At 60.0% G+C, this 24,014-nt stretch carries 20 protein-coding genes and 1 tRNA gene; 9 read left to right on the top strand and 12 right to left on the bottom strand.

Annotated elements, in window-relative coordinates:
* The first annotated feature begins 74 nt into the window (after nucleotides 1–74).
* The 7 genes from R6Y96_RS00105 to R6Y96_RS00075 all read left to right on the top strand — a co-directional run bounded on the left by R6Y96_RS00105 (nucleotide 75) and on the right by R6Y96_RS00075 (nucleotide 5,677).
* Nucleotides 75–1,328, top strand: a complete 1,254-nt coding sequence (locus tag R6Y96_RS00105; protein ID WP_318621406.1) for a 3-isopropylmalate dehydratase large subunit — start codon at nucleotides 75–77, stop codon at nucleotides 1,326–1,328.
* Nucleotides 1,329–1,333: 5 nt separating this feature from the next.
* Nucleotides 1,334–1,825: a 3-isopropylmalate dehydratase small subunit gene (locus tag R6Y96_RS00100; protein ID WP_214023123.1), complete on the top strand. Its 492-nt coding sequence runs from the start codon at nucleotides 1,334–1,336 to the stop codon at nucleotides 1,823–1,825.
* Nucleotides 1,810–2,931 (top strand): isocitrate/isopropylmalate dehydrogenase family protein, encoded by a 1,122-nt coding sequence (locus R6Y96_RS00095; protein WP_318621405.1) that lies wholly within the window; start codon nucleotides 1,810–1,812, stop codon nucleotides 2,929–2,931. The genes R6Y96_RS00100 and R6Y96_RS00095 overlap by 16 nt, the downstream gene beginning before the upstream one ends.
* A 33-nt stretch (nucleotides 2,932–2,964) precedes the next feature.
* Complete coding sequence (locus R6Y96_RS00090) at nucleotides 2,965–4,128, top strand: nitrogenase component 1 (protein WP_318621404.1); 1,164 nt, start codon at nucleotides 2,965–2,967, stop codon at nucleotides 4,126–4,128.
* A gap of 96 nt (nucleotides 4,129–4,224) precedes the next feature.
* Complete coding sequence (locus tag R6Y96_RS00085) at nucleotides 4,225–4,596, top strand: tautomerase family protein (RefSeq protein ID WP_318621403.1); 372 nt, start codon at nucleotides 4,225–4,227, stop codon at nucleotides 4,594–4,596.
* A 312-nt stretch (nucleotides 4,597–4,908) separates the two neighbouring features.
* Nucleotides 4,909–5,064: a hypothetical protein gene (locus R6Y96_RS00080; RefSeq protein ID WP_318621402.1), complete on the top strand. Its 156-nt coding sequence runs from the start codon at nucleotides 4,909–4,911 to the stop codon at nucleotides 5,062–5,064.
* A 28-nt stretch (nucleotides 5,065–5,092) separates the two neighbouring features.
* Nucleotides 5,093–5,677 (top strand): PH domain-containing protein, encoded by a 585-nt coding sequence (locus R6Y96_RS00075; RefSeq protein WP_318621401.1) that lies wholly within the window; start codon nucleotides 5,093–5,095, stop codon nucleotides 5,675–5,677.
* 27 nt (nucleotides 5,678–5,704) lie between these two features.
* On the opposite strand, the gene R6Y96_RS00070 is transcribed toward R6Y96_RS00075, so the two are convergent.
* The 5 genes from R6Y96_RS00070 to R6Y96_RS00050 all read right to left on the bottom strand — a co-directional run bounded on the left by R6Y96_RS00070 (nucleotide 5,705) and on the right by R6Y96_RS00050 (nucleotide 10,429).
* Nucleotides 5,705–6,178, bottom strand: a complete 474-nt coding sequence (locus tag R6Y96_RS00070) for a universal stress protein (protein WP_318621399.1) — start codon at nucleotides 6,176–6,178, stop codon at nucleotides 5,705–5,707.
* Nucleotides 6,179–6,265: 87 nt separating this feature from the next.
* Complete coding sequence (locus R6Y96_RS00065) at nucleotides 6,266–7,333, bottom strand: nitrogenase component 1 (protein ID WP_318621397.1); 1,068 nt, start codon at nucleotides 7,331–7,333, stop codon at nucleotides 6,266–6,268.
* A complete protein-coding gene (gene cfbC / locus R6Y96_RS00060; RefSeq protein WP_318621396.1) occupies nucleotides 7,293–8,111 on the bottom strand; it encodes a Ni-sirohydrochlorin a,c-diamide reductive cyclase ATP-dependent reductase subunit in 819 nt (272 codons plus the stop codon). The genes R6Y96_RS00065 and cfbC overlap by 41 nt, the downstream gene beginning before the upstream one ends.
* Before the next feature lie 241 nt (nucleotides 8,112–8,352).
* Nucleotides 8,353–9,306 carry a galactose-1-phosphate uridylyltransferase gene (locus R6Y96_RS00055; protein WP_318621395.1) on the bottom strand — a complete coding sequence of 318 codons (954 nt, stop codon included), beginning with the start codon at nucleotides 9,304–9,306 and terminating at the stop codon, nucleotides 8,353–8,355.
* A gap of 130 nt (nucleotides 9,307–9,436) precedes the next feature.
* Entirely contained in the window at nucleotides 9,437–10,429 is a 993-nt protein-coding gene (locus R6Y96_RS00050; RefSeq protein ID WP_318621394.1) for a 5,10-methylenetetrahydromethanopterin reductase, read from the bottom strand.
* A 323-nt stretch (nucleotides 10,430–10,752) separates the two neighbouring features.
* Here R6Y96_RS00050 and R6Y96_RS00045 point away from each other — a divergent pair, with 323 nt between their 5' ends.
* Nucleotides 10,753–12,528 (top strand): tubulin/FtsZ family protein, encoded by a 1,776-nt coding sequence (locus tag R6Y96_RS00045; protein ID WP_318621393.1) that lies wholly within the window; start codon nucleotides 10,753–10,755, stop codon nucleotides 12,526–12,528.
* Here R6Y96_RS00045 and R6Y96_RS00040 read toward each other — a convergent pair.
* Nucleotides 12,512–13,480 (bottom strand): DUF128 domain-containing protein, encoded by a 969-nt coding sequence (locus R6Y96_RS00040; RefSeq protein WP_318621391.1) that lies wholly within the window; start codon nucleotides 13,478–13,480, stop codon nucleotides 12,512–12,514. The genes R6Y96_RS00045 and R6Y96_RS00040 overlap by 17 nt on opposite strands.
* Nucleotides 13,477–13,902 carry a dCTP deaminase gene (locus R6Y96_RS00035; RefSeq protein ID WP_318621390.1) on the bottom strand — a complete coding sequence of 142 codons (426 nt, stop codon included), beginning with the start codon at nucleotides 13,900–13,902 and terminating at the stop codon, nucleotides 13,477–13,479. The genes R6Y96_RS00040 and R6Y96_RS00035 overlap by 4 nt, the downstream gene beginning before the upstream one ends.
* A gap of 55 nt (nucleotides 13,903–13,957) precedes the next feature.
* On the opposite strand from R6Y96_RS00035, the gene R6Y96_RS00030 reads away from it, so the two are divergent.
* A tRNA-Arg gene (locus tag R6Y96_RS00030) sits at nucleotides 13,958–14,029 on the top strand.
* A gap of 479 nt (nucleotides 14,030–14,508) precedes the next feature.
* Here R6Y96_RS00030 and R6Y96_RS00025 read toward each other — a convergent pair.
* The 5 genes from R6Y96_RS00025 to R6Y96_RS00005 form a co-directional block, all read right to left on the bottom strand.
* Nucleotides 14,509–17,619 (bottom strand): VWA domain-containing protein, encoded by a 3,111-nt coding sequence (locus tag R6Y96_RS00025; RefSeq protein ID WP_318621389.1) that lies wholly within the window; start codon nucleotides 17,617–17,619, stop codon nucleotides 14,509–14,511.
* Nucleotides 17,620–17,772: 153 nt separating this feature from the next.
* Nucleotides 17,773–19,170 (bottom strand): carboxypeptidase regulatory-like domain-containing protein, encoded by a 1,398-nt coding sequence (locus tag R6Y96_RS00020; RefSeq protein WP_318621387.1) that lies wholly within the window; start codon nucleotides 19,168–19,170, stop codon nucleotides 17,773–17,775.
* Between the two features lie 39 nt (nucleotides 19,171–19,209).
* Nucleotides 19,210–20,733 (bottom strand): AMP phosphorylase, encoded by a 1,524-nt coding sequence (locus tag R6Y96_RS00015; RefSeq protein ID WP_318621386.1) that lies wholly within the window; start codon nucleotides 20,731–20,733, stop codon nucleotides 19,210–19,212.
* Nucleotides 20,734–21,325: 592 nt separating this feature from the next.
* Entirely contained in the window at nucleotides 21,326–21,460 is a 135-nt protein-coding gene (locus R6Y96_RS00010; RefSeq protein ID WP_318621385.1) for a hypothetical protein, read from the bottom strand.
* A 244-nt stretch (nucleotides 21,461–21,704) separates the two neighbouring features.
* Complete coding sequence (locus R6Y96_RS00005; protein ID WP_318622525.1) at nucleotides 21,705–23,993, bottom strand: MEMAR_RS02690 family S-layer glycoprotein; 2,289 nt, start codon at nucleotides 23,991–23,993, stop codon at nucleotides 21,705–21,707.
* Nucleotides 23,994–24,014 lie beyond the last annotated feature (21 nt).

Here is a 24,014-nt window from a genome sequence, read left to right as displayed (position 1 = left end):
TTCAACTGCACCACCCTCCCTTGTTCCGGCAAACTACATACGTCCCGAGCACCTACAGAAGAGAAGGATACTGTATGTCGGCGACTATCGTAGAGAAGATATTTTCGCAGCACTGCAAAAGACCCATCCGGGCGGGCAGGGTTGTTATGGTGCCGGTGGATGCGGCGATGATCCACGACATCACCGGCCCGCTTGCAATCAGGGTCTTTGGCGAGATGGGTGGGGAGCGTGTATTCGATCCGGAACGGATCATCATGCTCTTTGACCACCAGGTGCCCGCCGACTCGATACCCGCCGCCGAGAACCACGTCTTCATGCGGCGGTTTGCAGATGAGCAGGGGATCCGCAACTACGACCTGCGCGAAGGCGTCTGCCATCAGGTCGTGATGGAGAAAGGAAAGGCGGCGCCAGGCGAGATTGTCGTTGGGACCGACTCCCACACCTGCACCTACGGCGCCGCTGGAGCGTTTGCGACCGGGATCGGTTCGACTGATATGGGGTTCGTCCTGAAGTTCGGGGCGCTCTACTTCCGGGTGCCGGAGAGCATCCTGCTTGAGATAGATGGAACGTTTGGCCGGAGGGTGGGGGCAAAAGACCTGATCCTCTCCCTCGCAGGCGATATCGGTGCCGATGGCGCAACCTACATGGCACTCGAGTTCACGGGCCGGGCGATACGCGAGATGGATATGGCGGGCCGGATGACGTGTGCGAACATGGCGATAGAGATGGGGGCGAAGGCCGGTATAGTCCCGCCCGATGCAACCACATGGGGCTACGTCACCGAACGGCGCGCAATCGAGCCGTTTGATCTTGCAAGCGACCCCGATGCCTCATACAGGGAACGGAGGCACTACGATGTCACCGATCTCGCCCCGCAGGTTGCCGTCCCGCACAACGTCGATAATGTCGTGGACGTAACGGAGGTTGCCGGAACGAGGATCGATCAGGTCTTCATAGGTTCCTGCACCAACGGCCGTTACGAGGACCTGGAGGAGGCGGCGGAGGTGCTCGGGTCGGCCGACCGCTTCGCGGAGAGCGTCCGGGTGATAGTCATCCCCGCCTCCCGAACGGAGTATCTGAAGGCTCTCCGGGCCGGACTCATCGAACGGTTTGTTGAAGCCGGGGCGCTCGTTGAGGCGCCATGCTGCGGCCCCTGTATGGGCGGAGCGTTCGGGCTGCTTGCACCGGGCGAGGTCTCGCTCTCGACATCCAACCGGAACTTCCGGGGCCGGCAGGGGAGCACCGCGGCATCGGTCTACCTCTCCTCGCCGGCGACGGCAGCGGCAAGCGCACTCTACGGCGAGATCACCGACCCGAGGGAGGTGTGAGAATCATGCGGGTATGGAAGTTTGGAGATGATATCGATACGGATGCTATCATCCCCGGCAGGTTCCTGACGATCTACGATCCGGCGGAACTTGCAAAACATGCGTTCGAGGGGACGCGGGATGAGTTTGCAGTAGAGGTGCGGGACGGGGATATCGTGGTCGCCGGCCGCAACTTCGGGTGCGGGTCGTCGCGTGAGCACGCGCCGCTTGCTCTGCTCGGCGCCGGCGTTAAGATCGTGGTAGCAAAGTCGTTTGCCAGGATCTTTTACCGGAACGCGATCAACACCGGGCTCCTGCCTCTGGTCTGTCCGGAGACCGATGCCATCCAGGACGGCGAGGTCATCTCGGTGGATATCAAAGCGGGCTGCATCGATCTGGAGGGAAGAAGGCTTCCGGTCGAGCCTGTGCCTGATTTCATGAAGAGGATCGTCGAGGCCGGCGGTCTCGTGGCCTATGCGAGGAGCCTGGACCGGGTGGAGACATGCAATACCGCGTAGCCGCAATAGGCGGGGATGGGATAGGACCCGAGATCGTAGCAGCGGGCAGAGACGTCCTGGACGCCGCGGGAGAGCGTTACGGGTTTGATATCGACTGGACAGAGTTCGATATAGGTGCCGAACGATACCTTGCAGCAGGCGAACTCCTGACGGAGGAGGATATCCAGGACCTCTCGAAGTTCCCCGCGATCTATTTTGGGGCGATCGGTGATGAGCGGGTGAGACCCGGTATACTGGAGAAAGGCATACTGCTTGCTATCCGGTTCCATTTCGACCAGTACATAAACCTCCGGCCTATACGGCTGCTTGAGGGTGTCCAGACGCCGCTTGCGAATAAGCGTCCTGAGGATATCGATTTCGTGGTGGTCAGGGAGAACACGGAGGACTTCTATGTCGGGATCGGATCCAGGTTTGCCGGGGGACGCGAGCAGAAGACGCTGGAGGTTCTGCGGGAGATGTACAGCATCAGGTTCGGTCTGGACGTCGAGACCGATGCTGAAGAAGTTGCATACCAGATCGGTGTCATCACCCGCGAGGGGGCGGGGCGGGTCATCCGCTACGCCTTCGACCTTGCCATGCAGCGGAGGAAGAAGGTCACCTCGGTCGACAAGGCAAACGTCCTCTCCGACGTCTACGGTCTCTGGCGGGACGTCTTCTCGGAGGTTGCCGCAGGTTATCCGGGCGTCTCGACGGAGTTCAACTTTGTCGACGCTGTCACGATGTGGTTCCTGAAGAACCCTGAGTGGTTCGATGTTGTCGTCACCCCGAACATGTTTGGCGATATAATCACCGATCTCGGCGCCATGATACAGGGCGGACTCGGTCTTGCGCCGGGCGGGAACATCAACCCCTCCGGCACCTCTATGTTTGAACCGATCCACGGTTCGGCACCGAAGTACCGCGGCCAGGACGTTGCAAATCCGTTTGCCACCGTCTGGGCGGGCTCGATGCTCCTGGATCACATCGGTGAGCACGAGGCCGCGGCGGCGGTTCTCCGGGCAATCGAGCGGAGTATCCTCGAGGGGTTCGTCACCAGGGATATGGGCGGGGAGAAGAAGACGAGCGAGGTGGGGCGCCATCTTGCCGCGCTCGTCCGGACGGTTTGAAGGGGTTTTATTCTCCGCCTCCTGCTGTTTGCCATGATGCCAGAAGAGCAGCATAATCCTTGCGAGAACCCGCTCTGGCCCTGCGCGATGACCGGTGCGGCGGCCTGCCTGGCCGGGTTTGAGGACGTTGCCGTTGTCGTCCACGGTTCAAGCGGCTGCTACTTCTACCCCGCCTCGCTCATCGGTGCTCCCATATACGGGACGTTTCTTCTTGAGAACGAGGTTATATTCGGCACGGAGTCAAGGCTGCGGGAGGTTATAGCGGAGATCGACGACCGCTACAGCCGGATAGCCGTGGTCAACACATGTGTGCCGGCGATCATCGGCGAGGATATGAGCGATCTCGGCCATGGTGACCGGGTTCTGTTCATCGACAGTCCCGGGTTCCTCGGCTATCTCGAGACCGGTTACAGGGCGGCGCTTGAGGCGATCTCACCGGAGGTCGATCCCGCCGCGCCGGGCGTCAACATAGGCGGGATCTCTCTTCTCGACCCTTTCTGCCGGGGAAACGCCATAGAGGCGCGGCGGCTTCTCAATCTCGCCGGTGTGCCTGTGCAGACCACGTTCTGCCTTGACCGCTACGCCGCAACCCGGCGGGCGGCGCCGTTCACCGTCGAGACAAACCCGGATCTTGCGCCCGGTGTTGGCACAACCTGTGGTTCGCTCCTCGGTCTTGATCTCCTCGGCGAGACCTTCGAGCGGCTTGGAGCCGCGATCGATGGAGTCGATGCCCGCCCGGTCGCAGAGGAGGCGGCGTGGGCGGATGCCAGGATCAGGAAAGGCTGTGACAAATACCTGCGCCGGTTTGATCCTCCTGTGGTGGCGATAGCGGGCGGCGCCGCCTACGCTGAGTACGCCGCCGACCTTCTCGACCGGTATCTCGGTGCGGATATAGCCTTTATCGCCGCCAGGAACGACCCGGGTCCCGGGAAGACCGGGATCACCCATACGACCGACCTTGCCCTGATCCGGGAGATGATCATGGACGCAGAGCCCGACCTGATCCTTGGCTCGTCCTACGAGCAGGCGCTCGCCCCGGACGCCGCGTTCGTCGGGTTGACGCCCCCGCTCAGGAACAGGGTCACCCTCTCTTCACCCGCGGTTGCGGGGGTTGAGGGTGCGCTCCGGTTGATGGAGGTGGTGCTCAACGCCTGTATCGACCGGCACCGGCGCAGGGGTTCCTCTGCGGTGGACTGATGCCTGGGAAGCGTTAAGACCCGGCTATCGGAACGCTCATACAGGTAAGCGGGGGAGCCGTCTCCGTCTCCCCGAGGCCTGCCGGATGTGGTCTGAATGCCGCTTGTAAAGATTGAGATCCGTATGGGAAAACCGGTCGAATACCGGAGGTCGATGATCGAGAGCGTCCGCAGGGCATTCATCGAAGCGCTGCAAACCCCGGAGGCCGCCCTCTGGATCAGGGTCTGCGAGCGAAAAGAGGAGAACTTCCCGCTGCCTCCAGGTCGGTCGGACGATGCTATCCTGATCGAGGTCAGCCTTATGCCCGGGCGCACCGCCGAGAAGAAGGAGGCCCTCTTCCGGGCGATCGTCGGGAACCTTGGCCGTAGCCCCGGGATCCGCCCTGAAGATCTCTGTATCGTCCTCTACGAACCGCCAGTCGAGAACTGGGCCGAACGCGGGGAGCGGTTTGCCGCGCCTCCGGGATGAGTCTCACCTCACCGGCGGTGCAAAAAACCTCTCCATGGACGGATTCCGGGGGTGCAGTCACGAAAGGCGTTCATCGCTTTGGTGATTCGAGGATACCAAACTGGATTTATGCCCTCCAGCAAGCCAGTTCTGTATGAAGATGAGGATCAGGGGCCATCTGGACGGCAATTCCCGGGCGGTCTGCAACATCGAGCGCGGAGAACGGCCGGCTTCCTCTCCCCCCAGATGTTCCCTGTTGCGGAATCCGGCGGCCAGATCGCCGGTTAAACCATCGCGGCTCATCTGGAGAGCCGGCCTAAAACGGGATGGGTCATGAGGCTTCCTGCTGGCGTCATCGAGGGTTTCAGGGGGATAGGCGCCGGGGAGGTCTGCCTCGCGGCCGCACCGGAGAACCGCGGCGCCACGAGCAGCGATTCACGGCAGACCGCTGCATCCTCCGGAGATGCCCTGGGGATCGTAAAGGCTTAACCCTGCTGGATTGAAAGCCTTTTGTAACATGTCCCCTCTCACCTACCCTATCGGCAAAGAGTTCAAACCGGTGCCGGCGTACCGCACCTACCTCTACACTACCTTCCTGATCTGTCTCGTCGTCCTGATCCTGCCCTGGCTTATCCCGACCGTGGTCTTCACCCCGCGTGTGGTCGGCCTCGGCCTTGCCATACCAACGGTTGCCGTCATAATCTTTGTCGCCTGGTGGATACCTCTCTACTGCGAGAGTATAACCTACCGCCTCACCCAGACCGAGATCACCTGGGAGCGCGGTGTCTGGTTCCGGCAGACCGGGATAGTCCCGTACAACCGGATCACAAACGTCGATATCTCCCAGGGGCCGCTGATGCGGTTCTTCTCTTTCTCATCCCTCCGGGTGCAGACCGCCGGCTACTCGGGGCAGGCGCGCTCAGAGATCGTCCTGACCGGGATCGCCGACCCAAAAGACCTCCAGGAGACGATCATGGGGTTTGTCCGGAAAAGCGGCCCCGTTGCAACCGAAGGCGAACCCGAAAGGGCGGCAGAGTTCGGTGCGGTGGTGGAGGAACTGCGGGCTATCCGGAACCTGCTTGAGGCCGGACAGAGGAGATAAGAGAGGAAAAGGGGGTGGCGGCCCCGCCTATCTCCCGCTCTCCTTCCCCCGCTTGATGACCAGGACGGGCTGATTGGCATTCTTGATAACATACTCCGAGACCGTCCCGAGCAGGCGGTCCCGGATGTTTGACCGGCCGTGAGAGCCAAGGACTATAAGCGATGCTCCCTCGGCATCGGCGGCGGCCACAATCTCTTTTCCGGGGTTGCCGGCGGGCGTCAGGACGGTCACCTCAAACCCCTGCTTCTCAAGCGCCCGGCGGGTGTCGATTATCCGGTGCTGGACCTCGGTCTGCAACCCCTGCCGGGCCTCGGTCTCCTGGTTTGATACCGTTCCAAGGAACCCCTGTCCACCGGAGGCGCCAAGCCCGATATCCTTTGAGTCGATTACGTGGACGAGGATGATCTCACGGGTTCCCACCCCGTGCAATGCGGGGATGTAGTCCAGAACCTTCATCGAGGGCTCTGAGAAGTCCGTTGGAAACAGGATGCGTTCAAACATACTCTGGCACTCTCTCCAGATGTAGTCTTTTCTATCAGGGGTATAAAATGGATTCTGTGCGCTCCGCGGGCAGCGCCAATACACCCTTCAGCCGCGCCCCTTATCCCGGATGAGCACCCTCCACCGGTGCAGCATCCGGCCGACCCCTCCTGTCCCGACGGGCGGAGGATAGGGTGAGGGGACGGCGACCCCCTCCGGGTCTATGGTGAGGCTGAGGGCGTCGGCACACTCCGTGCAGATGGTCTCCACCTCCGGGTCGCCTCTGAGAATGGGATGGGGGGACTGGAACCGGATCCGGCTTCCGGCTATATCATCGAATCTTTCAAGCATTGCCGCCTGGTATGCCCGCTCCTCCTCGACGGCGGCCAGGGTATCGATGCCACACGCCCGGCCGACCTCCTCAAGGAACCGGCAGGTCCCCCCAAGTCCGGTCGGGAACGACTCGATGTATGGTGTGCCATACCGTTGTTTGAGATCCTCGCCGATAGGCCCGAGCGCGGGTTCCCGGAGGATGTTCACGGCGGCGGCACCGAGCCGGTCGAGATCATGCGTCCTGATCCCCCGCACGAACCGCAGGTTGACCGGGAGCCCGAGCCTCTTTAAGAGCCGGGAGACCTCGGCGGCGTTCTCGTCGACGCCGTACTCCAGGTTCTTCTCCCCGATCAGGTTTGCCGAGAGAGTCCTCTCGCTCGATGGCGGGGCAAGCGATGCGACGGCGGCCAGGGCGTTTTTTACCCCGGTCTCAAATACGCCGCCAAGGAACCCGGCGGTAGGGATCGGGATCACCGGGACGCCCCGATCCTTTGCGCAGACCGCAGCGATGTCGTCCCCTATAGTCTCGACGATGCAGGTCGAGAGGACGAAGATGGACGCCGGCGAGAGGGCGAGCGCACGTTCCAGGGCGGTCTCGAGGGCGTCCTCACCCCCGAAGATGATATCGCTCTCCACCAGGCTGGTGGAGAGCAGCCGGGGGAGAGCAGGGCGGTCGTTCGAGAGGCTGGTGGCGTGCAGGAGAGAGAAGTTGTGGTGGGTGCAGCCCGCCGGGCCGTGGATGACGCAGACGGCGTCCCTCACCTCAGTTGCCACAGATAGAGCCCCGGTCAGGGTGCAACCCTCAAACCTGGACGAACTCGAGGGCGAAGGATTCGATCTCATCCATCTCCATGGGCGTGGGGATGCTCGTTGTATCGTTACCGTATACCAGCCGTGCGAGATCCCGGTAAACCCCGGCCTGCTCGGATTCGGGGGCATACTCGATGACGGTCCGTTTCTGCAGTTCTGCAACCTGCACGATCCTCGACCGCGGGATATAGGCGATCATGCGGGAGTTGATCCGGCGGGCGAACTCCTCCACCAGTTCCGCCTCGCCCTCGATGTTCTTTGCGTTGCAGATGACGCCGCCGAGGGAGCACCTGCTCCGCGCCCGGCGGGATAGACGGGCGATGGCTCTGGCTATGTTGTTTGCGGCGTAGATGGACATGAGTTCACCGGAGGTGACCAGGTAGATCTCCCGGGCATAACCCTCGCGCATAGGCATCGCAAACCCCCCGCATACGACATCCCCCAGGACATCGTAGACTATAACGTCGCCCTTCAGGGCGTCGAGGCGCTCAAGGAGCTGGAACGTTGCTATGATCCCGCGGCCGGCGCAGCCTATGCCGGGCTCCGGGCCGCCGGCCTCCACGCAGCGCACGCCCGCGAAGCCCCTGTAGACTACGTCGTCGACGGTGATGTCTGCGTCTCCGCGCTCCCGGATGAGGTCGAGGACTGTCGGGATCCATGTGCCGTGGACCAGCATACGGGTGCTGTCGTGTTTGGGGTCGCAGCCGATCTGCAGGATATCGAGCCCCTCTTCTGCAAGTGCTGCCGAGAGATTTGCTGCAGTGGTGGATTTCCCGATTCCCCCTTTCCCGTAGAGGGCAATCTGTTTCATTGGATCAGTATTGAGTCCGCATGGATAATTAGGTCTCGGGTGCGGTTCATGGCAGATGAACCGGATCGCCATACTCTCCTCGAGTTGCATACCGCGAACCCTTCACCCCGCCGCACGGGATGTCCTCAAGCCGGAAGGCCGGCCCCGAAGGCTCTTGAAACGCCTTGCAGCCCATATTTCCGGGTCGTTTGCCGCCTCCAGGAGAACGGCGTCCGGTGAGACCGATCCCGCGAGAGCGGGTTCAATGGGTGGTGGATGTCTTGCCGGATCTCTTTCTCCTGAAGAGTGCGCCAAGGTCCTCAGGGAGCGTCAGGATGACGGGTTCGAGGTGCAGCCTCTCCATGAACGCCGAGTCGCACATGGAGAGTGTGTTCGGGTTTAAACGGGCGATTATGGAGCAGAACGCTCGATGCCCACTCCCGGAGTTTCCGTCTCTGTCAAAGTAGATTGCGGCATTGAACGCGTATGTGCCAAGACCCCGGTAGAAGTCGATGACCCGGAGGATGCCGTCTGCCAGCGGTTCGATATGTGGCTCGAACTCCTCAAGCGTCGATATGGGGAGGATACCCCTGACCTCTCTCTCGCCAAGGGGGACGGGGTTTGCCGACCAGAAGATCTCGTCCTCGAAGAGAAACCGTTCCGAGGTGCGTTCGTGCTCCACGAAGTCGTCCCAGTATGGGTGACCGTGTTTGGCAAGGTAGCGGCGGCCGGCGGTGAGGTAGATCTCAGCCAGATGGGTGGGTTTCTCATCGGCGATCCCCTGGAGGTGGGGATGAAAGATGCTTGCACCGGCTGAAGGGAGGTAGTTCCAGTTGATGCTTGCATATCCAGGAAATCTGATCAGCGCCTCAAATGTGCTGGATATGGCATCGGTGAGGTTTTTCCTCTCAAACCGATCGGGTGCATGCTCAGGTGTGATCACCGTGACGACGTGGCGGCCGGCAAAAGGGTAGAGGTTCGGGAACGTGACGCTCTCCCCGCGCCGGATTCGGCTGCCGTCTTCAAACGTCGGGGTCGAGGTCTCCAGGACGCCGGGGCAGAAGGGGCAGTCATCACGTGAGGGTGGCATTATAGGAGCGGTGTCGATCTCTCTTTCCATCCGGCCGGGGCTGATCCTGCACTGGAGCCCGGTGAGGCTCTCCCTGCGGTACTGCAGGATCCCTCGTCTCGTCCGGGTCTCTTCTATGGTGAACATGGCCCTCCGTATCCCAGTTGGTTTGCCGGGTGTATAAACCTGTCAGAACAGCGGATGAGGAGGATGGAGATAGCGGAGTAAACTTCAGCGGTGGTATCTATAAAAAAAGCAATGGTGTTTTTCTCCCGCCTCAGACAATGTACTTGCCCAGTAGGCGGATGGAGGTGGTCATGTCGGGGCCGAGCGGCGAGCCGAAGATGATCTGGGTAACTCCAGCCTTCGCGAGATCCTCGCACTTCTGCTTGACCATGTCGGGGGTTCCGGCGATGGTGAAGGCGTCGATCTCGGCGTCGCCGACGAGTCCACCGACGGTCTTGAAGTCGAAGCGACCGAGCGCCTCCTTGATCTTGGCGACGTTGTTCAGGTCAAGGTTGTGGCGCTTGAGGAGATCGGGCGGTGATCCGGCGGCGATGAACGCGGCAACGATCTTCGCGGCGTTCCGGGCCTTCTTCTCGTCCATGTCGATGGACATGGCCGTGTAGGCGCCGACGTCGAAACTCTTCTTGCCGACCTTATCCATTGCCTGTTTGATGATCGGAATGGCAACCTCGAAGTCCTTCGGGTTGGAGGCGTTGATCAGGGCACCGTCACCGATCTCACCGGCGAGTTCGAGCATCTTGGGTCCCTGGGCTCCGATGTAGATCGGGATCCCCTTCTTGCCGGGCAGGGTTACACCTGTCAGCTTGGCGCCGTCGTAGTCGAAGAACTCCATCTTGCCGGTCTTCTTGACCTCTTCGCCGGTCAGGAGTTTCCGGATCTGCTCAACACCTTCGCGCAGGCGGGCGAGGGGCTTGACGGGCTGGATCGCGATCTTGGGAAGCGTCGAGAGGTCGCCGGGCCCGATACCAAGGATTGCGCGTCCGTCTGAGATCTCGTTTAAGGTGGCCGCAAAGGACGCTATCGCTGCCGGGGTGTCGGTGAAGGTGTTCATGATACCCGGTCCTAGCTTGATCGTATCGGTGTTTGCCGCGATCATGGCAAGGGTCGGGTATGCGTGGCGGTTGTTGTAGTGGTTGGTGATCCAGGCGTAGTCGATGTCCTTTGACTCTGCAAGCTTGGTGTACTTCACCACCTGCTTTACGTTGATTGCTCCGGGCACAAATTCAATTCCATATGTAGTCAAGGCTATTCACCTCATTGAGTAGTTACGTGCAGGAAGTTATATAAATTATCATTTTGTGCTCGGCCGGACTGCACCCAATCGTGTACGCAGCTCGAAAAGTGGGTGGGTGGAGGGTTTTACAGGGTATCGGCTGGTCTAACAACCCCATCTTGCGAGCAATCCGGAATGGTTAAGGCTACCCATCGGCGTTAAATGTCGCAGGGAAATATATATCTTCGTCCGACCATATAATCATCAATAGTTCTCGATAGGTTCCATGCTTCTTTCGCGGCAGAATCTCTTCGGCTGTACATGGAAGGTGCCAGGTAAGGGGTATAATCGGTATGCGCGTTCTGACAATCGGGCTTGGCGGCGCCGGGTCGAGGGTGGTGGACAAACTCTATGACCACGACCAGCGAAGTGGAGTTCATTGCACGAACGCGGTGGTTATCGATGTTGATCCAAACTCCCTGCTCCAGCTTCCCCACCTCCCGAACGATGCCCGGATCTTCTTTCCGGGCGTCAATATAACCGATCATGCGGCTGCAGCAGATTTGATAGATATCGATGAGGTGATGACCCGCCTTCAGCGCATGGATACGATCGAGATCGACTCGATCCTGATCTGCTGCGGGCTGGGGGGCAGCGTCATCGATATCGCGCCGTTCATAATCGAGAAGATCCGGGTATCCTATGTTGAGCCTATTTTTGCCCTTGCCATCCTACCCTGCCTCGGCGAGGGTAAACGGGTCTCGGCCAAAGCCGCTGATGACCTTGAGATGCTCCAGGAACTGGTCGACGGGGTCATCCTCTTTGATAACGAGACCTGGTCGAGGAAGCTTCTGGCCTGCGAGAGACCGGAGAGCGCTGGCGGTTCCGGCCGGCGGCGCCAGCCGCTTGAAGCACCAGACCCGAGAACGCACTACAACATGCTCAATGAACGGATTGCCCGTCAGGTAGGGCTTCTCCTGCGTGCCGGGGAGTTCAACGAGGGCGGGGTTGAGGTCGCCGAGGTGGTCCTGGACGCGGGGGAGGTACTCAACACCCTGAAGGATGGGGGGCTTGTCGCGGTCGGTTACGCCACGGAGCGTCTGCCAACGGGGTTGACGAACCTCCTCCGCCGGAGGCGGTCGTTGAAGGATCTGATCCAGGGCTCGCACGAGAGAACCGCACGGATAATCTCGCTTGCAAAGCGGGCGGTCTATGAGGATATATCGATCCCCTGCGACCTCACGAGCGCTGACAAGGCGCTGGTTCTGATCGCCGGCCCTTCGGCCGAACTCTCGATGAAGGGGTTCCATGCAGTCCGCAAATGGATTGACAGGAGCATCGCGGGGCTCGAGATGCGTTCCGGCGACTACCCGGTGCGGAACACGGCGTATGTGGGGATCATAGTCGTGCTCTCGGGGCTCTCAAACATACCGAGGGTTGGAGAAATCCAGAACATCCGGGCGGATTACATGCTTGAGTGCGAGGAGGAGGCATCCCGGGCACCAGGGGATCTCGAGGGGGATGATCATGCCTCTTCTTTTGAGGTTCTCTCTCCGGAGTGGGCTGAATACGGTGATGAGACGATGATGGAGAAGGATGAGATGATCGATATGCCGGCTGGTGCCGGCACCAGGCAAAAAGATGAGACGATCGATATCTCCCCAAAACCGGGGAAGAGAGAGGAGGATGGAGACCTCATCCTCCCGCCCAGGGAGAGTGGACGGGAGATCGACCTTGCGGGGTCGGCCTCTGTGACGTCCTCGGTGCCCGCGCCGAAGAACAGCACATTTGACCTGAAGGGTATTCGTGTTGAGAAGACGGCGCCAAGGGATGATGGTATGAGCGGTTCGGCGTCCTTTAAGCCGGTGCAGCGGCCGAAGGAGGGGGCTTTAAGCGGTGAGCGCGTCACGTTCGGCCACGGCCAGCGGCCGAGGGACGACCTCTTTGATGAGGCGGGGGTGCGGATGCATGGAGGGGTGCCTGCACCGAAGGACAGGCTGCCGGATGGCGCCGCCAGGCCGGGGCCCAGGCCAAAAGAGGTCGAACCGGGACGGGGGAAACTCCGGGTGCTTGATGCAGCCGCCCGCGAAGAGGAAGAGCCAGACGACGGGATCACCTGGATCCTGTAGCGCCAACCAGGTCTTCAAAAGGCGTCGTTCCGGCGCCGATCTCTGTTTTGACGGTGTAGCCCTTCTCAATGGCGCTTCCCACCATGTTCATCCCTGTGAACGCGACGATGAATAGCCGGTAGGGGTGTTCGGGGAGGTTGAACTCACCGATGCCTCTCCTGGCCGGGAAGTTGAACCCCCGCTCTTCCATCAGGCCGACAACCTCTTCAACCCTTGAGCCTGCGGCCGAGGGGACTGCACGGACGTTTGCAAGCGCCACGCCCGCTCCGGTCGTCACGAGCCGGTTGATCGATGTGAGCCCGGCGGAGACGAAGAGGTGGAGCGGGTCGACTGACGTTCCGCGGTAGCCGATGAGGTCGAGGAAACTTGCCGAACCGTTCTCGTCGACGGCGATCCTGCCGGCGTACTCGAGCCTTGTGGGGATGCCCTTCCTCTGGAGGACGCCGTCCAGGGTGATGCTGCATGCCGTCATGATCCCGATATGGCCGTCAGGTATCCTGGGGTCGGTCTCGACGACCCGGTAGGTGTTCAGGAACCCGTAGCCCGTTTTTGCCACCTCGTCGAAGGCCGCTGTGACGCCGGGGAGGTCCTCCTCACGGACGAGGGAGAGGTTGTAGGCGACGGTTCCTTTGCCGGTCAGAGGGTCAAAGGTGCTCCTGAAGGCGAGCCGTTCGAGTTTTGATATGATGAACCCGATCTGCTCCTCGACAAGCGCCCGCTTGCTCTCGGCGATCCCGGCCTCGGTGAGGAGGCGGCCGCGGTTCCCGACCTTCGCTGTAAACCCCATCTCGTCGAGGTACTGGAGGTAGTACTGGACGGCGCGGTCGCTCAGGACGAACCCGCGTTCGGCCATCTTCTCGCTCAGTCTCTTTGCGCCCAGCGGTTCGTGCGACTCGGCCAGGATCCGCAGGATCTCGAGGTACTTCCGTTCAGAGCGGATGGAGGGGGTCATCGGGTGTGCACCACGCCAACGCTGTCCTGGTAGCGGCCGGCATAGGCCCGGTCGGCGTTCAGGACCTCATGGAGGACGATCTGGACGACGCGGTCACCCTCCTGGACATGGATCTCTTCTCTGCCGGCGTTTGTAAGGCAGAGCGTCAGGTGGCCGCGGAACCCGGGGTCGACAAACCCGCCGCCGAGGAGGACGCCGCGGCGGGCGAACGAGGAGCGGCACCGGAGTGTCCCTGCCAGGTCTTCCGGGAGTTCCACACGCTCGATCGAGGCTACAAGTCTGCATTCGCCGCGCGGGAGGACGGTTGTTTCGCAGGCACGCAGGTCGTAGGATGCCGGTTGCTGGGACGCAGCGTGGTATGGTTCGATGACGAGATCGCCGTCATGGAGCCGTCGAACGATTTCGCTGGACGAGAGGATCATCGTATAGAGTAGTGCTATAAAAACGCTTAATATCTTATGATAGAAACCGATGTGGGGACCCATGGGGTAGGGGACATCCTTTTGGGCTTCGAACCCAAGGACGCGGGTTCAACTCCCGCTGGGTCCGCTGTTTTTTGCCGTTCTCGCGCTGGTTCATGCTCACTCCGGCGTGGAAGGCGCTCCCTCCCTGCAAGATGCCATGACGCCATCGTTCAGGCGGGCTTGCAAAGCCGGTCTTCCACGAGGTTACCAGACCGATGCGCTGGTCTGGTGAAGGCATTTGATGAAGGGATGCGTGGGGGGCGCGAGGGATTCGTTATCCCGGTGAGAGATGGGGGTTACGCAAGAGACAGGTGAGGGGGTGATTCCCTATCGATACACTGCCACGGTGGAGATTTCTTCAGCCGGTTTCAGGCGAGAAACTCCTCGAAGATCCTCTCTCCACCCAGGGGCACGGTATCCGGGCCAATCGCCAGACACTTGCCCGCCCCATCCCGCGAGCGGGAGACACACGCGTAAGATGCAGGTCTTCTGGTTTCCTCGTGAGAACTATCAGGTTTCCTGAAGGGCGCCATTCAATCATATGCGCGAAAAAGGGTTTGGGGGTTACTCGATCTTTATGTAGGCGCGGGACGTGCTCCCGATAGGAATCGTGGTATTTGTTGTATCCCTGGCGTCGGGTGCGTCAGCCGCCGAGGCGGTGAGCCGGATCCAGTAGTCACCGGCGGGCAGGCTTCTTGCGTCCAGCCAGGCGTTGTCCCCTGTGGTCGAGTTGGCAACCGTCTTTTTCCAGAAGACCGTCCAGGATAGTTTATCGTTTGAGTATGCAAGCGTCTCATGGATCTCACTGGTGCCGTTGTAGGTGATCGTCCACTTCAGCGGGACGGTGTCGGTGAACGACTCCTGGTCGGCCGGGAGTTTCGGGTCCTCAAGATCCACCTCGAGCCAGGCGGACGTTATACCTGTGTTGTTCAGGTCGGGGAGGACTGTGAGGAAGGTATCCGGGAGATCGAGCGTGTCTTCACCGTTGTTAAACGAGAGGCTTGCGCCAGGGCCGAAGATGTTGATGTTATTGTAGTCGCCCGCCTCGTATGATGAATTCACCGCGAGGCGGATTTTGGCCTCCCAGACCTGGTTGAGATGGATGGTGCCGATGTCAAAGTGGAGGTTGTGATTGTTTTTCCACCCGGTGGTCTGGTCGATGGTGCCTTCATAGAGGATGGTGTCGTTTCCGCTCTTGTTAAGTATGTAGGTGGAGACTCCATTCTCGTGCCTGTAGTCAAACACTTTGAACGCGTCTATGGGCGTTTCGTTCACCTCAACATTCTCGAAGACGGTCATCGTGGTGTTGACGCCGGCCTCGGTCTTGAGTTCGCCGGCGATCGTGGTATAGACTTCCCGGAGTTCGTCCTCGTTCCCTGCCCAGACGTATTCGCCCCCGGTCGCCTCGGACAGAACACCAAGATCTTCCTCAACATTGGAATTCAGCACCGAAGCAAACCCAATGCTGTAGATTCTCACTTTATCGGTTTCATTGCCGCTATTGGCGTACACCGACATGTTCTGGTTGGTAAACTGACCGTTGTCGCAGACTCTACCGTTATATTCCCGGTAATATGGAGAGTATCGATACCAACTCGACTGTCTATCCAGCGTACCGTTTGGATCAGGGAGAGCCTGATACCACTCGTACTTTTCACTCCCGAAGTCATAGTCGGACCCACTCCAAGGGTAACCAGAGAGGATAGCAGTATTATACTGCGGATACCGTGTTGAAAGGTGGAGATCGCTATCCGGGTAACCAGTTCCTTTCGCGAGTGGGGAACCATGGTAGTTCCAGTCGCCGTCGCTCATGAGGATGACTGCCTTGACTGCATTGGACCTTCCGTTCTCCTTGAGGTACTTGATCGCGGTGTAATACGCCAGCCTCATGTTCGTTGCACCTTCCGCTGACAGGCTGTTGTTGATCGCGCCCTTAATCTTGTCAGAGTCACTGGTCAACCCCTGGTTCAGCGTGGCGTCGAAGGCAAACGAGACCAGCGCCACCCGGTCCTGGTCGGGGGTAAAGTCCATCTGGTCAACAAAGTTGTTTGCCGCAGCCTTCGCCGCTGCCATCCTCGTTTCGTCTCCTTCCATGTCCGTCTCACTCATACTCCCCGACCGATCGATCACCAGCACAACATCTATCGGATCCGGCTGCAACTCATACCCATCGCCCTTCAGCCTGATCGTTACATCGACGGTATCGTTCATCCCGATAGTCGCCGGGGATACCTCCGTCTCCACCGAGAGGTAGGGGTAGTTCATCCAGGTCAGGATGAGGTTTCTGACAGCAGTCCCCCACGTGGCTATGACGGTTGCATTCCCTCGCGCCGCGATCCTCTTCCCATCGACAGGTTCGGCAAACTCTCCCGGGTGGAAACTGACAGTGGCATAGCCGTTCTCATCGGTCACGGCTGTCAACTCGTTCTGCCCCGGTGTCTCACCCAGATAGGGATTGCCGACCAGCTCGACCCCTTCGTGATTGATCGAACCGGTATCGATCTCAAACGTCACCGTCTCCCCCTCGACCGGGTTCCCCTTGATATCCATCACCTTCGCCCGGAGTTGCGCTACCGAATCGGGATCGACATCTCGGCTCGGCATCGACTGCGGGCTTGCGGAGAGGACCATCTCCACAGGCTCGGTGCTGGTGAACTCCACCACCTGCGTTACGCTCACGCTTGAGTTCGCGGCAGCGGTTGCAGTGATGGTCGCAGTGCCCATGGAGTCTTCAGGGCCGTAGGTGACCATCACCTGACCGTAACGGTTGGAGTAGAGGAGAACGCTCTGCTCGTCAGGTCCGTCCACCCGCTGTATCGTGGCGTTCACCCAGAGCCCCTGCGCGGGAGCGCTGTTGCCGAAGGCGTCACGCAGGGTGTAGGTGAGCCTGATCATCTTATCCCCATCCGCCGGAACCGAGGCGCTCGCGGGATCTACGACCAGATCGATCCCGGCCGGCTCACTCCCGGCAGTGGTGATGGTGATGTACCTGCCCGGTCCAGCCGATGCCGGTGGCCCGATGTAGACTATATTCTCCCCGGCCACCGTATCGACACAAAGCCTCGCGGTGGCATTCCCGGTCTCATCCACCTCCACCGTGGCCTTATCGCTGCCGCTTTCTTCAAACCTCGCCCCCCCGGTAGGCGAGCCCACCATGAAGGTCACCGTCTCGGCAACCCGCCTGCTGTCCACAGGGTTCCCGTAGCGGTCCTCCATCCGGAGAACGATATCCGTCGTCTCGCCAACAATCACCTCCGGGTCGTACCAGAGGCCGGCAAGCCTGTAGGGCGCCGCGTGGTCGATATGCTGCTCGACACTGTCAGTCAGCGGTTCATCCAGCCCCTCGTACAAAACCGTTGCCGTGATCCTTGCTGTCCCGCTCTTCGTTCCGGGCCTGAACCTGGCCGTTGCCTTACCATCCGCGGCCGTCACCACCTCTGCGGGAGTTATGCTTCCATCAGTGCCGTCCACCGACAACTCAACCCTGACGCCCCCCACCCCGGCCGCCGGGGTGCTGTTTGTCACACTCACCGTGATGGCAGCGGTCTCACCGCTCCCCGCCGTCAGCCACGCGGTATCCGTGCTGACGGTAACTGCATCCGGAACCTGCCCCGCGACCGGCGCCGCCAGCAAGACCAGCCCGATCACCAGGCATGCATACACCCATCTCATCATACAACACACTGTATCTTTTCCTGTTTCATTATCCAGGGATAAAGGTTGCCAATTTGGGTGAAAAACAGACACCGGTCATCAGAGTCCTGCGGTGATCAAACCCCGGGCGATGAGCCCGCAAAACCCTGGCCGGTAAAAAAAAGACTGGAAGGTCTAGAGACTGTCGCGGCCGCCGCGTGATCTTCCCTTGCGCTGGTTGGAGGTCCTCCTCCGCAGAACCACCACCACCGCGATCAGGAGGACGATAACAATCCCGATCCCGACCAGGGGCACCCAGATATTGAACTCCCGCTCCATGACAAGCGGAACGGAGAACTCGGTTGTTCCAGGCGGGATATCTGCCTCGACCGAGATGTTCCGGTAGCCGTCATGAGCAGCGGTGACGTTATACACCCTGTTTGTGACAAGCGATCTCGTGAGGAGACCCTGGCTGTCGGTCACCCCGGCGGCCTGGCCGTCGATGACGATCGTCACCCCGGCCAGCGCGTTCCCGTCAGCATCCTTCACGCTGAAGGTCACGTCCGCTCTGTCGTAGCCGAGTTCGACCACGATCTCCTCTCCTTCCCCGGCGATCCGGCGCGTCTCGCTCCAGTCGGCGTAGCCTGACGCCCGCACCATGATCTCGTATGTGCCTGCGGGGAGTTTGGGGAGCGTGAACCTGCCGTACTGGCTGGTCCTTCCTTTCAGCGTCCCGTTGAGGTAGACCTCAGCCCCCTCGACCGGTTTTGTTGCCTCATCAAAGACCGCTATCGAGACGGAGTAGGCTGACTTCGAGAGTTTGGCACCCAGGAAGACATCATCCTCGTCCAGGTAGATGGTCTCCTGGTAAGGCTGGTAGTCCGTAGCCGTAATCCTGAAAGTATACCGCTTCGCGCGCTCCAGGTGGAGTTGCAGCCCGCCGTCAGCGTCGGTCTTTCCGGCAAGCGTGTTGTCTATATACACCTCCGCACCCTCAATGGGGGCGGAGGTCCCGGCATCCACTACCCGGATACCCAGGATGTCGCTTGGGAAGAGCAGGTACTGGACGGTCCGGTCGCTGCTCTCCATATCCACGGTCTTTGAGAGGTCGGCGTAACCCGACGCGCGGACCTCGACGTTGTAGACCTCCCCGGCCTTCACCGCGAAGTTAACGCTCCCGCTGCGGCCGCTGACCTCAGAATCGGAGTAATCCTCGGACTCGACCCGCACCACAGCACCGACGATCGGTTCAAGAGTGGTTGCATCGTAGAGTTCGATGGTGAGCGTCACATCCTCGCGGATCATATCGACATACACGCGTGTCGCGTCGTAGTCGACGTAGTCCACCCAGTTCCGGTAGCCTTTCTTTACAACCTTAAGGTAAAGGTCAGTTTTACTCGAATGGACGTAGGAGTATGTTCCGTCCGAGGCGGTCTTCCCGATATAGTTGCCGTCGATGTAGATGGAGGCGTCGGCGATTGCCTCGCCCGTGTTATCATCGGCCACGTTGATCCGCAGGGTGACCGCCTGCGCCGTGCCGCAGAGGAGGGCGCAGGAGACGAGAAGGATCAAGATGAGATGATTTTTCTTCATGATGAGATGTAAGGAGGGGTAAAACTTGAGGGCATCGGTTCACACCCAGCGATCCTGTGGAATGCGCTCGATCACCATGCCCTCCACAACCACCGGCATAAGCGCCCGGCCGACCTCGATCGCGCGTGAAAGCCGCCATTCCCGTTCGGCATAGATGGTGAATATGGGGTCACCCTTTTTGACCCGTTTCCCCTTCTTTGCGTGTATGTATAGCCCCGCGCCGTGATCGTAAGGCGAACCCGCGAACCGGGCGAGCGTGACAAGCGATCTGTTGTTCAGCTCGATCACATAGCCGTCCTGCGGCGCCCTCACATCGAATTTGTACTCCCCGGGCTGGAGGTCTTCGGCCTTCACGTTCGGGTCTCCGCCCTGGATCTCTATGATCTGCCGCATCTTATCAAGCGCCTTGCCGCTGCGGAGGACATCCGCGGCGACCTCAGCACCCTGGCCGGGTGCGGCTTTCCCGGCCATCTCGAGCGCCATTCCGGCCAGGGAGATGCTCTTCTGGATCAGGGAGTTCGGTTCGGTTGCACCCTCCAGGACGGTGAGCGCCTCGCGCACCTCCAGGTTCGGGCCTATGGTGTGGCCGACGGGCGATTCGCCGTAACTTAAAGCGCACTCGACCCGCATTCCGAGCCGTTCGCCGATGTCGATGAACTCGCGGGCGAGTTTCCGGCCATCCTGGACGTCCTCGACCTTTGTATTCCGGCCGACAGGGATGTCTATGATCACAAGGTCGGCGTCAACGGCGGTCTTCTTGGCCATGACGCTTGCGATCATCTGTCCCCGGGCATCGATCCGGAGGGGGTACTCGTGGGCGATGATCTTGTCATCGGCGGGGGCTATGTTCGTGGCACCGCCCCAGACTATGACGCCGCCGGCCTTCTCGGTCATCCGCTGCACCTCGGATGCCGGGAAATCGACAGGTGCAAGAACCTCCATGAGGTCTGCCGTCCCGCCGGCGCCGGTGATGGCGCGGGAGCTGGTCTTCGGTATTAAAAGACCGCTTGCAGCGATGATCGGCACGATCAAAAGGGAGATCTTGTTCCCCGGCACACCGCCGATGGAGTGTTTGTCAACGATGGGGTGCCTTGTGAAGCGGAGGCGCTCCCCGGTATCGACCATTGCCCTGGTCAGGTATTCTATCTCGTCCAGGTCCAGGCCGTGGATGTAGGACGCGGTGACGTAGGCGCTGATCTCGCCGGCCGAGAGGGTGTCATCGACGACGTCCTTGATGACCTCCACCGTCTCGTCCTTGGTGAATCGGCCGCCATCCATCTTCTTCTTGATGTGGACGAGGGAGCGGGGGCGGTCGGCGCTCCTCACCTCGACGGTTGCGCCATCTCCGGCGGCGAGGGTGGCATTCACCGGTTTGTATACACCAACGACCCCGGGTTCGATGATCGAGTCGGTGGTGTCGACATAGGCCTGGGCGGTCCTCCCTGTCACCTCATCGATGAGCAGGACGCGGTCGCCGTCACGGACGCGCAGCGTCCGTGCGTCGGTGCTGTTGAGGAGAACCCCGCGGCTTGCGATGTCCAGCAGTTTTACGTTAAGTTTCATCTGGCTCTTCTCCCTTCTGATTCTGATTGGGGTTTTCTACTACATCTAACTACCCCGCGCCTCTTGAGGCAGGGTCTCCTGTTTCCCGGAGAGCACCTGCACGAGGGCGATCTGATGGCAGAGGTATTCTCTCCAGAGGTTCAAAGGGGTTCAGAGGGCTGTTTTTCCAAATCTCCGCGCGATGACTCTTCAGCGCAGCGTTATGATCTCTATCGGCAGCAAACCCGCTCTGCCTCTCCTCATTTGTGTGAAAACGCTTCCCGGCCTTCTTCATGTGGTATGCCTGTGGATACAGGCCATCGTATGGTCTCCTGGAGCATATAGGGACAGGGGCGGAAGGGTTTCCCCATCGATACAGTGCCCCAAAGTGCATACCTACTGCCAGGTGAAACCGTCATTGGAACCCGGTTTCCACCCCTGGCACGGTATCCGGGTCAATCGCCACGCACTGCCCGCCCCCTGTGAAGGGGGCGGGAGGAGGCCGCGGAGCGGCCGGGCGGTGGGGGTGTTTTTACCTCACACGGAAAAGAGTGTCTGGTTGAAACGCAGGAGACAGGAGAGGGGGGAGCCGTCTCCGCCTCCCCCCTCCCCGTCAGCCCCACCCCCGCGGGGTGATTCCCATCGATACAGTGTCCGGGGAGGAGATATCCCTCACCACGTTCTCGTTGAGAAACTTCCCTGAGATCCCGTTTCCGTCCTTCCACGGCTTCCCAGGATCTATCATCATTCACCGCCCGCCCGCCCTCCGGGGCGCAGTTGGTCAGCTGCAAAAGACGTTCACCGCGGGTGATTCGCGGATATCAAACCACGAGCAAACTGGTTTGATGGGTTTGATGGGCTCTGCCTCTGCCCTCACTGGCATCACTATAGCGGTTTGTTCTGTTGCGAAAGAGATCTCTCAGGAGCAGTCGCAATACATGAAAAACCGCTCAACAAAAGCAGGAAACAAAAAAATTAGGGTTTGTCAGGGTTTAGTCCCGACGGAGAACCAGGTAGGCAACCGCACCAAGTCCGGCAAGGGCAAGGAGTGCTCCAAACCCTGGGGTTTCGGTTTCGGTCGGGGGTACTGTGGTTGTGGCCGGGGGTGTGGTCGTTGTCACAGTCTCGGTCGGGGTTACCGTGGGCGTGGTCGGAACAGCCTCAATCACGTTGAAGTTCGCGGTTGCGGTTGTGTCGGTCTCGATGCACTCAACCTTGACTATGTACTGGTCGGGCTTGAAGTTCGATCCGTCGATCTCGACAGACCAGACGTTCGCACCATCGCCAGCCTTGACCTCGGTCGTCCTGGCAACGCTTGCGAAGCCCGCGGCTTCGCCCTTCTCGGTCGGGGTGAACGCAGCGGATGTGACCTCGACGTTCAGGGTGTCACCGACAGCGAGGTTGGTGGTGCCGCTGATTGTGAACGTGCTGCCTGCAGGCACGTCACCGATCGGGTCGATCAGGATCCGTGGCTCCTCGACGACGAACGTGAGCTTCACGTAGGTGTCGTCGATGTTCGGGGAGTCAAGCGCCTTGATCAGCGCGTTTGCTGCGTCAGACGCCTGGAGCCCGGATATCTTTACAGGATTAAAGCCAGACTCAAGTGTTCCGACGATCCAGCCATCCCAGAAGCCAGTACCGGCAGAAATGTCGAATTGACCGTTCATCATCGGGTGCTGGATGACAACGAAGTACTGACCTGCGGAGTAATCCTTGGTATCTGCTCCCTTGAGTTCGAACTCGAAAGAGCCGTCATCCTCAACGGTTGCAGACCCGATATCCTGCTTGTTCTTGCCGAAGATCCAGACCTGGACCTCGTCGGGGTCGCCCTGTGCGATGCCGGTGAGTTTCAGGTCGTCACCCTTCGCTACGACTGCACCGCTCGATGTCGCGGAGATGAACCCGGACCGGAGCTGGATTGAGATCGTGTCATACTCGGCTTCGGAGAGGTGGTCCTTGTCTTTAGGTGCCGAGACGGCGTAGATCGTGTAGCCGCCAGAGTCAAGCGACCTATCCAGGTCAGCGGTGTTCCACTTGTACGACCAGGTGTCATCAGCCTCGACAACCTCAGAGGTGAAGTTGACTGGATTGTCGTTCACCACGTCGAGCATGTTTCCGGTGAGCTCGACACCGTTGCTGTTGAGGTTCGGGCCGGTCAGGAAGAGGTAGACATAGTCGCTCTCGGTGCAGGTACCCTCGAGGGTGATCTCCTCACCGATGTAGTAGGTTCCGGTGCCGGCTGCCGTGATGGTGACGGCGCCCTTCTCAACTTTTACCTTGACCTCGTCGTAGTTGGTGGTGTCAGTGGGATCTTCGACTCTGATGGTGAACTGCCGGTCGTCGGTGGTCGAGTTGGTGTTGAACTGGACGGTGCGCGTGCCGCCGGCGGTGGTCGTAACGTTTACGTTCCGGTGGTCCTTAGCGGGCCCACCAAGACCAGGTGTCACACCGTTCTGGCCGGGCAAGATAAACGGATACTCGTTCTCATTAATACTGCTGACATCTTTGATGAACAGGTTGTATGTCTTCTTCGACTCGCCGGTGACCGTCACGGAGAAAGTCTTGCCGCGGACAACGCTGTCCTTGTCGGACGTGATGACGAGCTTCTTCGTAGAGACCTCAAAGGTCACGGTGTTGGAGTCAAAGCCCTTGCCGTAGAAGTCAGAAGTGCTGGGCCACTTTGCAATCGCTGTGTATGTCCCGGCTTCGGCAGTCGAGAGGTTGACTGGACCGATGTAACTGGTCCCGCCGGTGAGGGGGGTTCCATTCAGGTACTTTCCGCCAAACTGGGTCGTCGTACCGCCGCCAGGCATGGTGACCTCGATGTTGATTGTATCGGTCAGATTGAGGATGTTGTCAGTCAACTTGAAGTCCAGCAGGTTGTCCCTGGTGACGGATTTTCCGGCCACGGAGTCCTTCTGAGAAGTGTTCAGCACAACATCAAGCTTAACCTCCGGGTACTGGACGTTGATGTAGCCGAGTGAGGTGGATCGGTTTGTCGGGTCTCCAGTGTTGTCGAACACGTAGTAGGGCCCGGTCACCGTGCCCACGGCAGTGCTGGTCAGTTCAGGGATGACGCCAGCAGGTGACAGAGAAATGGTCTTGTCAATCGCTCCCGCAGTGGGGTCACTGTAGTGTACTATCTGGTTGGCGCCAGGGGCAAATCCTAATGTAACGTTTTCTTCGCCTACATAGACAGTTGCACCACTAATAACATTCCGCGTCCCCGCCGCCGCCGGTGCTACCACCAGCGCCGCCGCGAGAAGCATGGCGACAACCATCAATTTTGTTATACTCTTCAT

This window comes from Methanoculleus receptaculi, assembly GCF_033472595.1.
GTDB classification, from domain to species: domain Archaea; phylum Halobacteriota; class Methanomicrobia; order Methanomicrobiales; family Methanoculleaceae; genus Methanoculleus; species Methanoculleus receptaculi.
Note: the sequence above shows the minus strand (reverse complement) of the source record. Positions and strands in the feature narration are given on the sequence as shown.

Coding starts and splice junctions, on each gene's coding strand:
- R6Y96_RS00105 (WP_318621406.1), top strand. CDS start 75: ATGTCGGCGACTATCGTAGAGAAGATATTTTCGCAGCACTGCAAAAGA.
- R6Y96_RS00100 (WP_214023123.1), top strand. CDS start 1,334: ATGCGGGTATGGAAGTTTGGAGATGATATCGATACGGATGCTATCATC.
- R6Y96_RS00095 (WP_318621405.1), top strand. CDS start 1,810: ATGCAATACCGCGTAGCCGCAATAGGCGGGGATGGGATAGGACCCGAG.
- R6Y96_RS00090 (WP_318621404.1), top strand. CDS start 2,965: ATGATGCCAGAAGAGCAGCATAATCCTTGCGAGAACCCGCTCTGGCCC.
- R6Y96_RS00085 (WP_318621403.1), top strand. CDS start 4,225: ATGCCGCTTGTAAAGATTGAGATCCGTATGGGAAAACCGGTCGAATAC.
- R6Y96_RS00080 (WP_318621402.1), top strand. CDS start 4,909: ATGAGGCTTCCTGCTGGCGTCATCGAGGGTTTCAGGGGGATAGGCGCC.
- R6Y96_RS00075 (WP_318621401.1), top strand. CDS start 5,093: ATGTCCCCTCTCACCTACCCTATCGGCAAAGAGTTCAAACCGGTGCCG.
- R6Y96_RS00070 (WP_318621399.1), bottom strand. CDS start 6,178: ATGTTTGAACGCATCCTGTTTCCAACGGACTTCTCAGAGCCCTCGATG.
- R6Y96_RS00065 (WP_318621397.1), bottom strand. CDS start 7,333: ATGAGATCGAATCCTTCGCCCTCGAGTTCGTCCAGGTTTGAGGGTTGC.
- cfbC (WP_318621396.1), bottom strand. CDS start 8,111: ATGAAACAGATTGCCCTCTACGGGAAAGGGGGAATCGGGAAATCCACC.
- R6Y96_RS00055 (WP_318621395.1), bottom strand. CDS start 9,306: ATGTTCACCATAGAAGAGACCCGGACGAGACGAGGGATCCTGCAGTAC.
- R6Y96_RS00045 (WP_318621393.1), top strand. CDS start 10,753: ATGCGCGTTCTGACAATCGGGCTTGGCGGCGCCGGGTCGAGGGTGGTG.
- R6Y96_RS00040 (WP_318621391.1), bottom strand. CDS start 13,480: ATGACCCCCTCCATCCGCTCTGAACGGAAGTACCTCGAGATCCTGCGG.
- R6Y96_RS00035 (WP_318621390.1), bottom strand. CDS start 13,902: ATGATCCTCTCGTCCAGCGAAATCGTTCGACGGCTCCATGACGGCGAT.
- R6Y96_RS00025 (WP_318621389.1), bottom strand. CDS start 17,619: ATGATGAGATGGGTGTATGCATGCCTGGTGATCGGGCTGGTCTTGCTG.
- R6Y96_RS00020 (WP_318621387.1), bottom strand. CDS start 19,170: ATGAAGAAAAATCATCTCATCTTGATCCTTCTCGTCTCCTGCGCCCTC.
- R6Y96_RS00015 (WP_318621386.1), bottom strand. CDS start 20,733: ATGAAACTTAACGTAAAACTGCTGGACATCGCAAGCCGCGGGGTTCTC.
- R6Y96_RS00010 (WP_318621385.1), bottom strand. CDS start 21,460: ATGATGATAGATCCTGGGAAGCCGTGGAAGGACGGAAACGGGATCTCA.
- R6Y96_RS00005 (WP_318622525.1), bottom strand. CDS start 23,993: ATGGTTGTCGCCATGCTTCTCGCGGCGGCGCTGGTGGTAGCACCGGCG.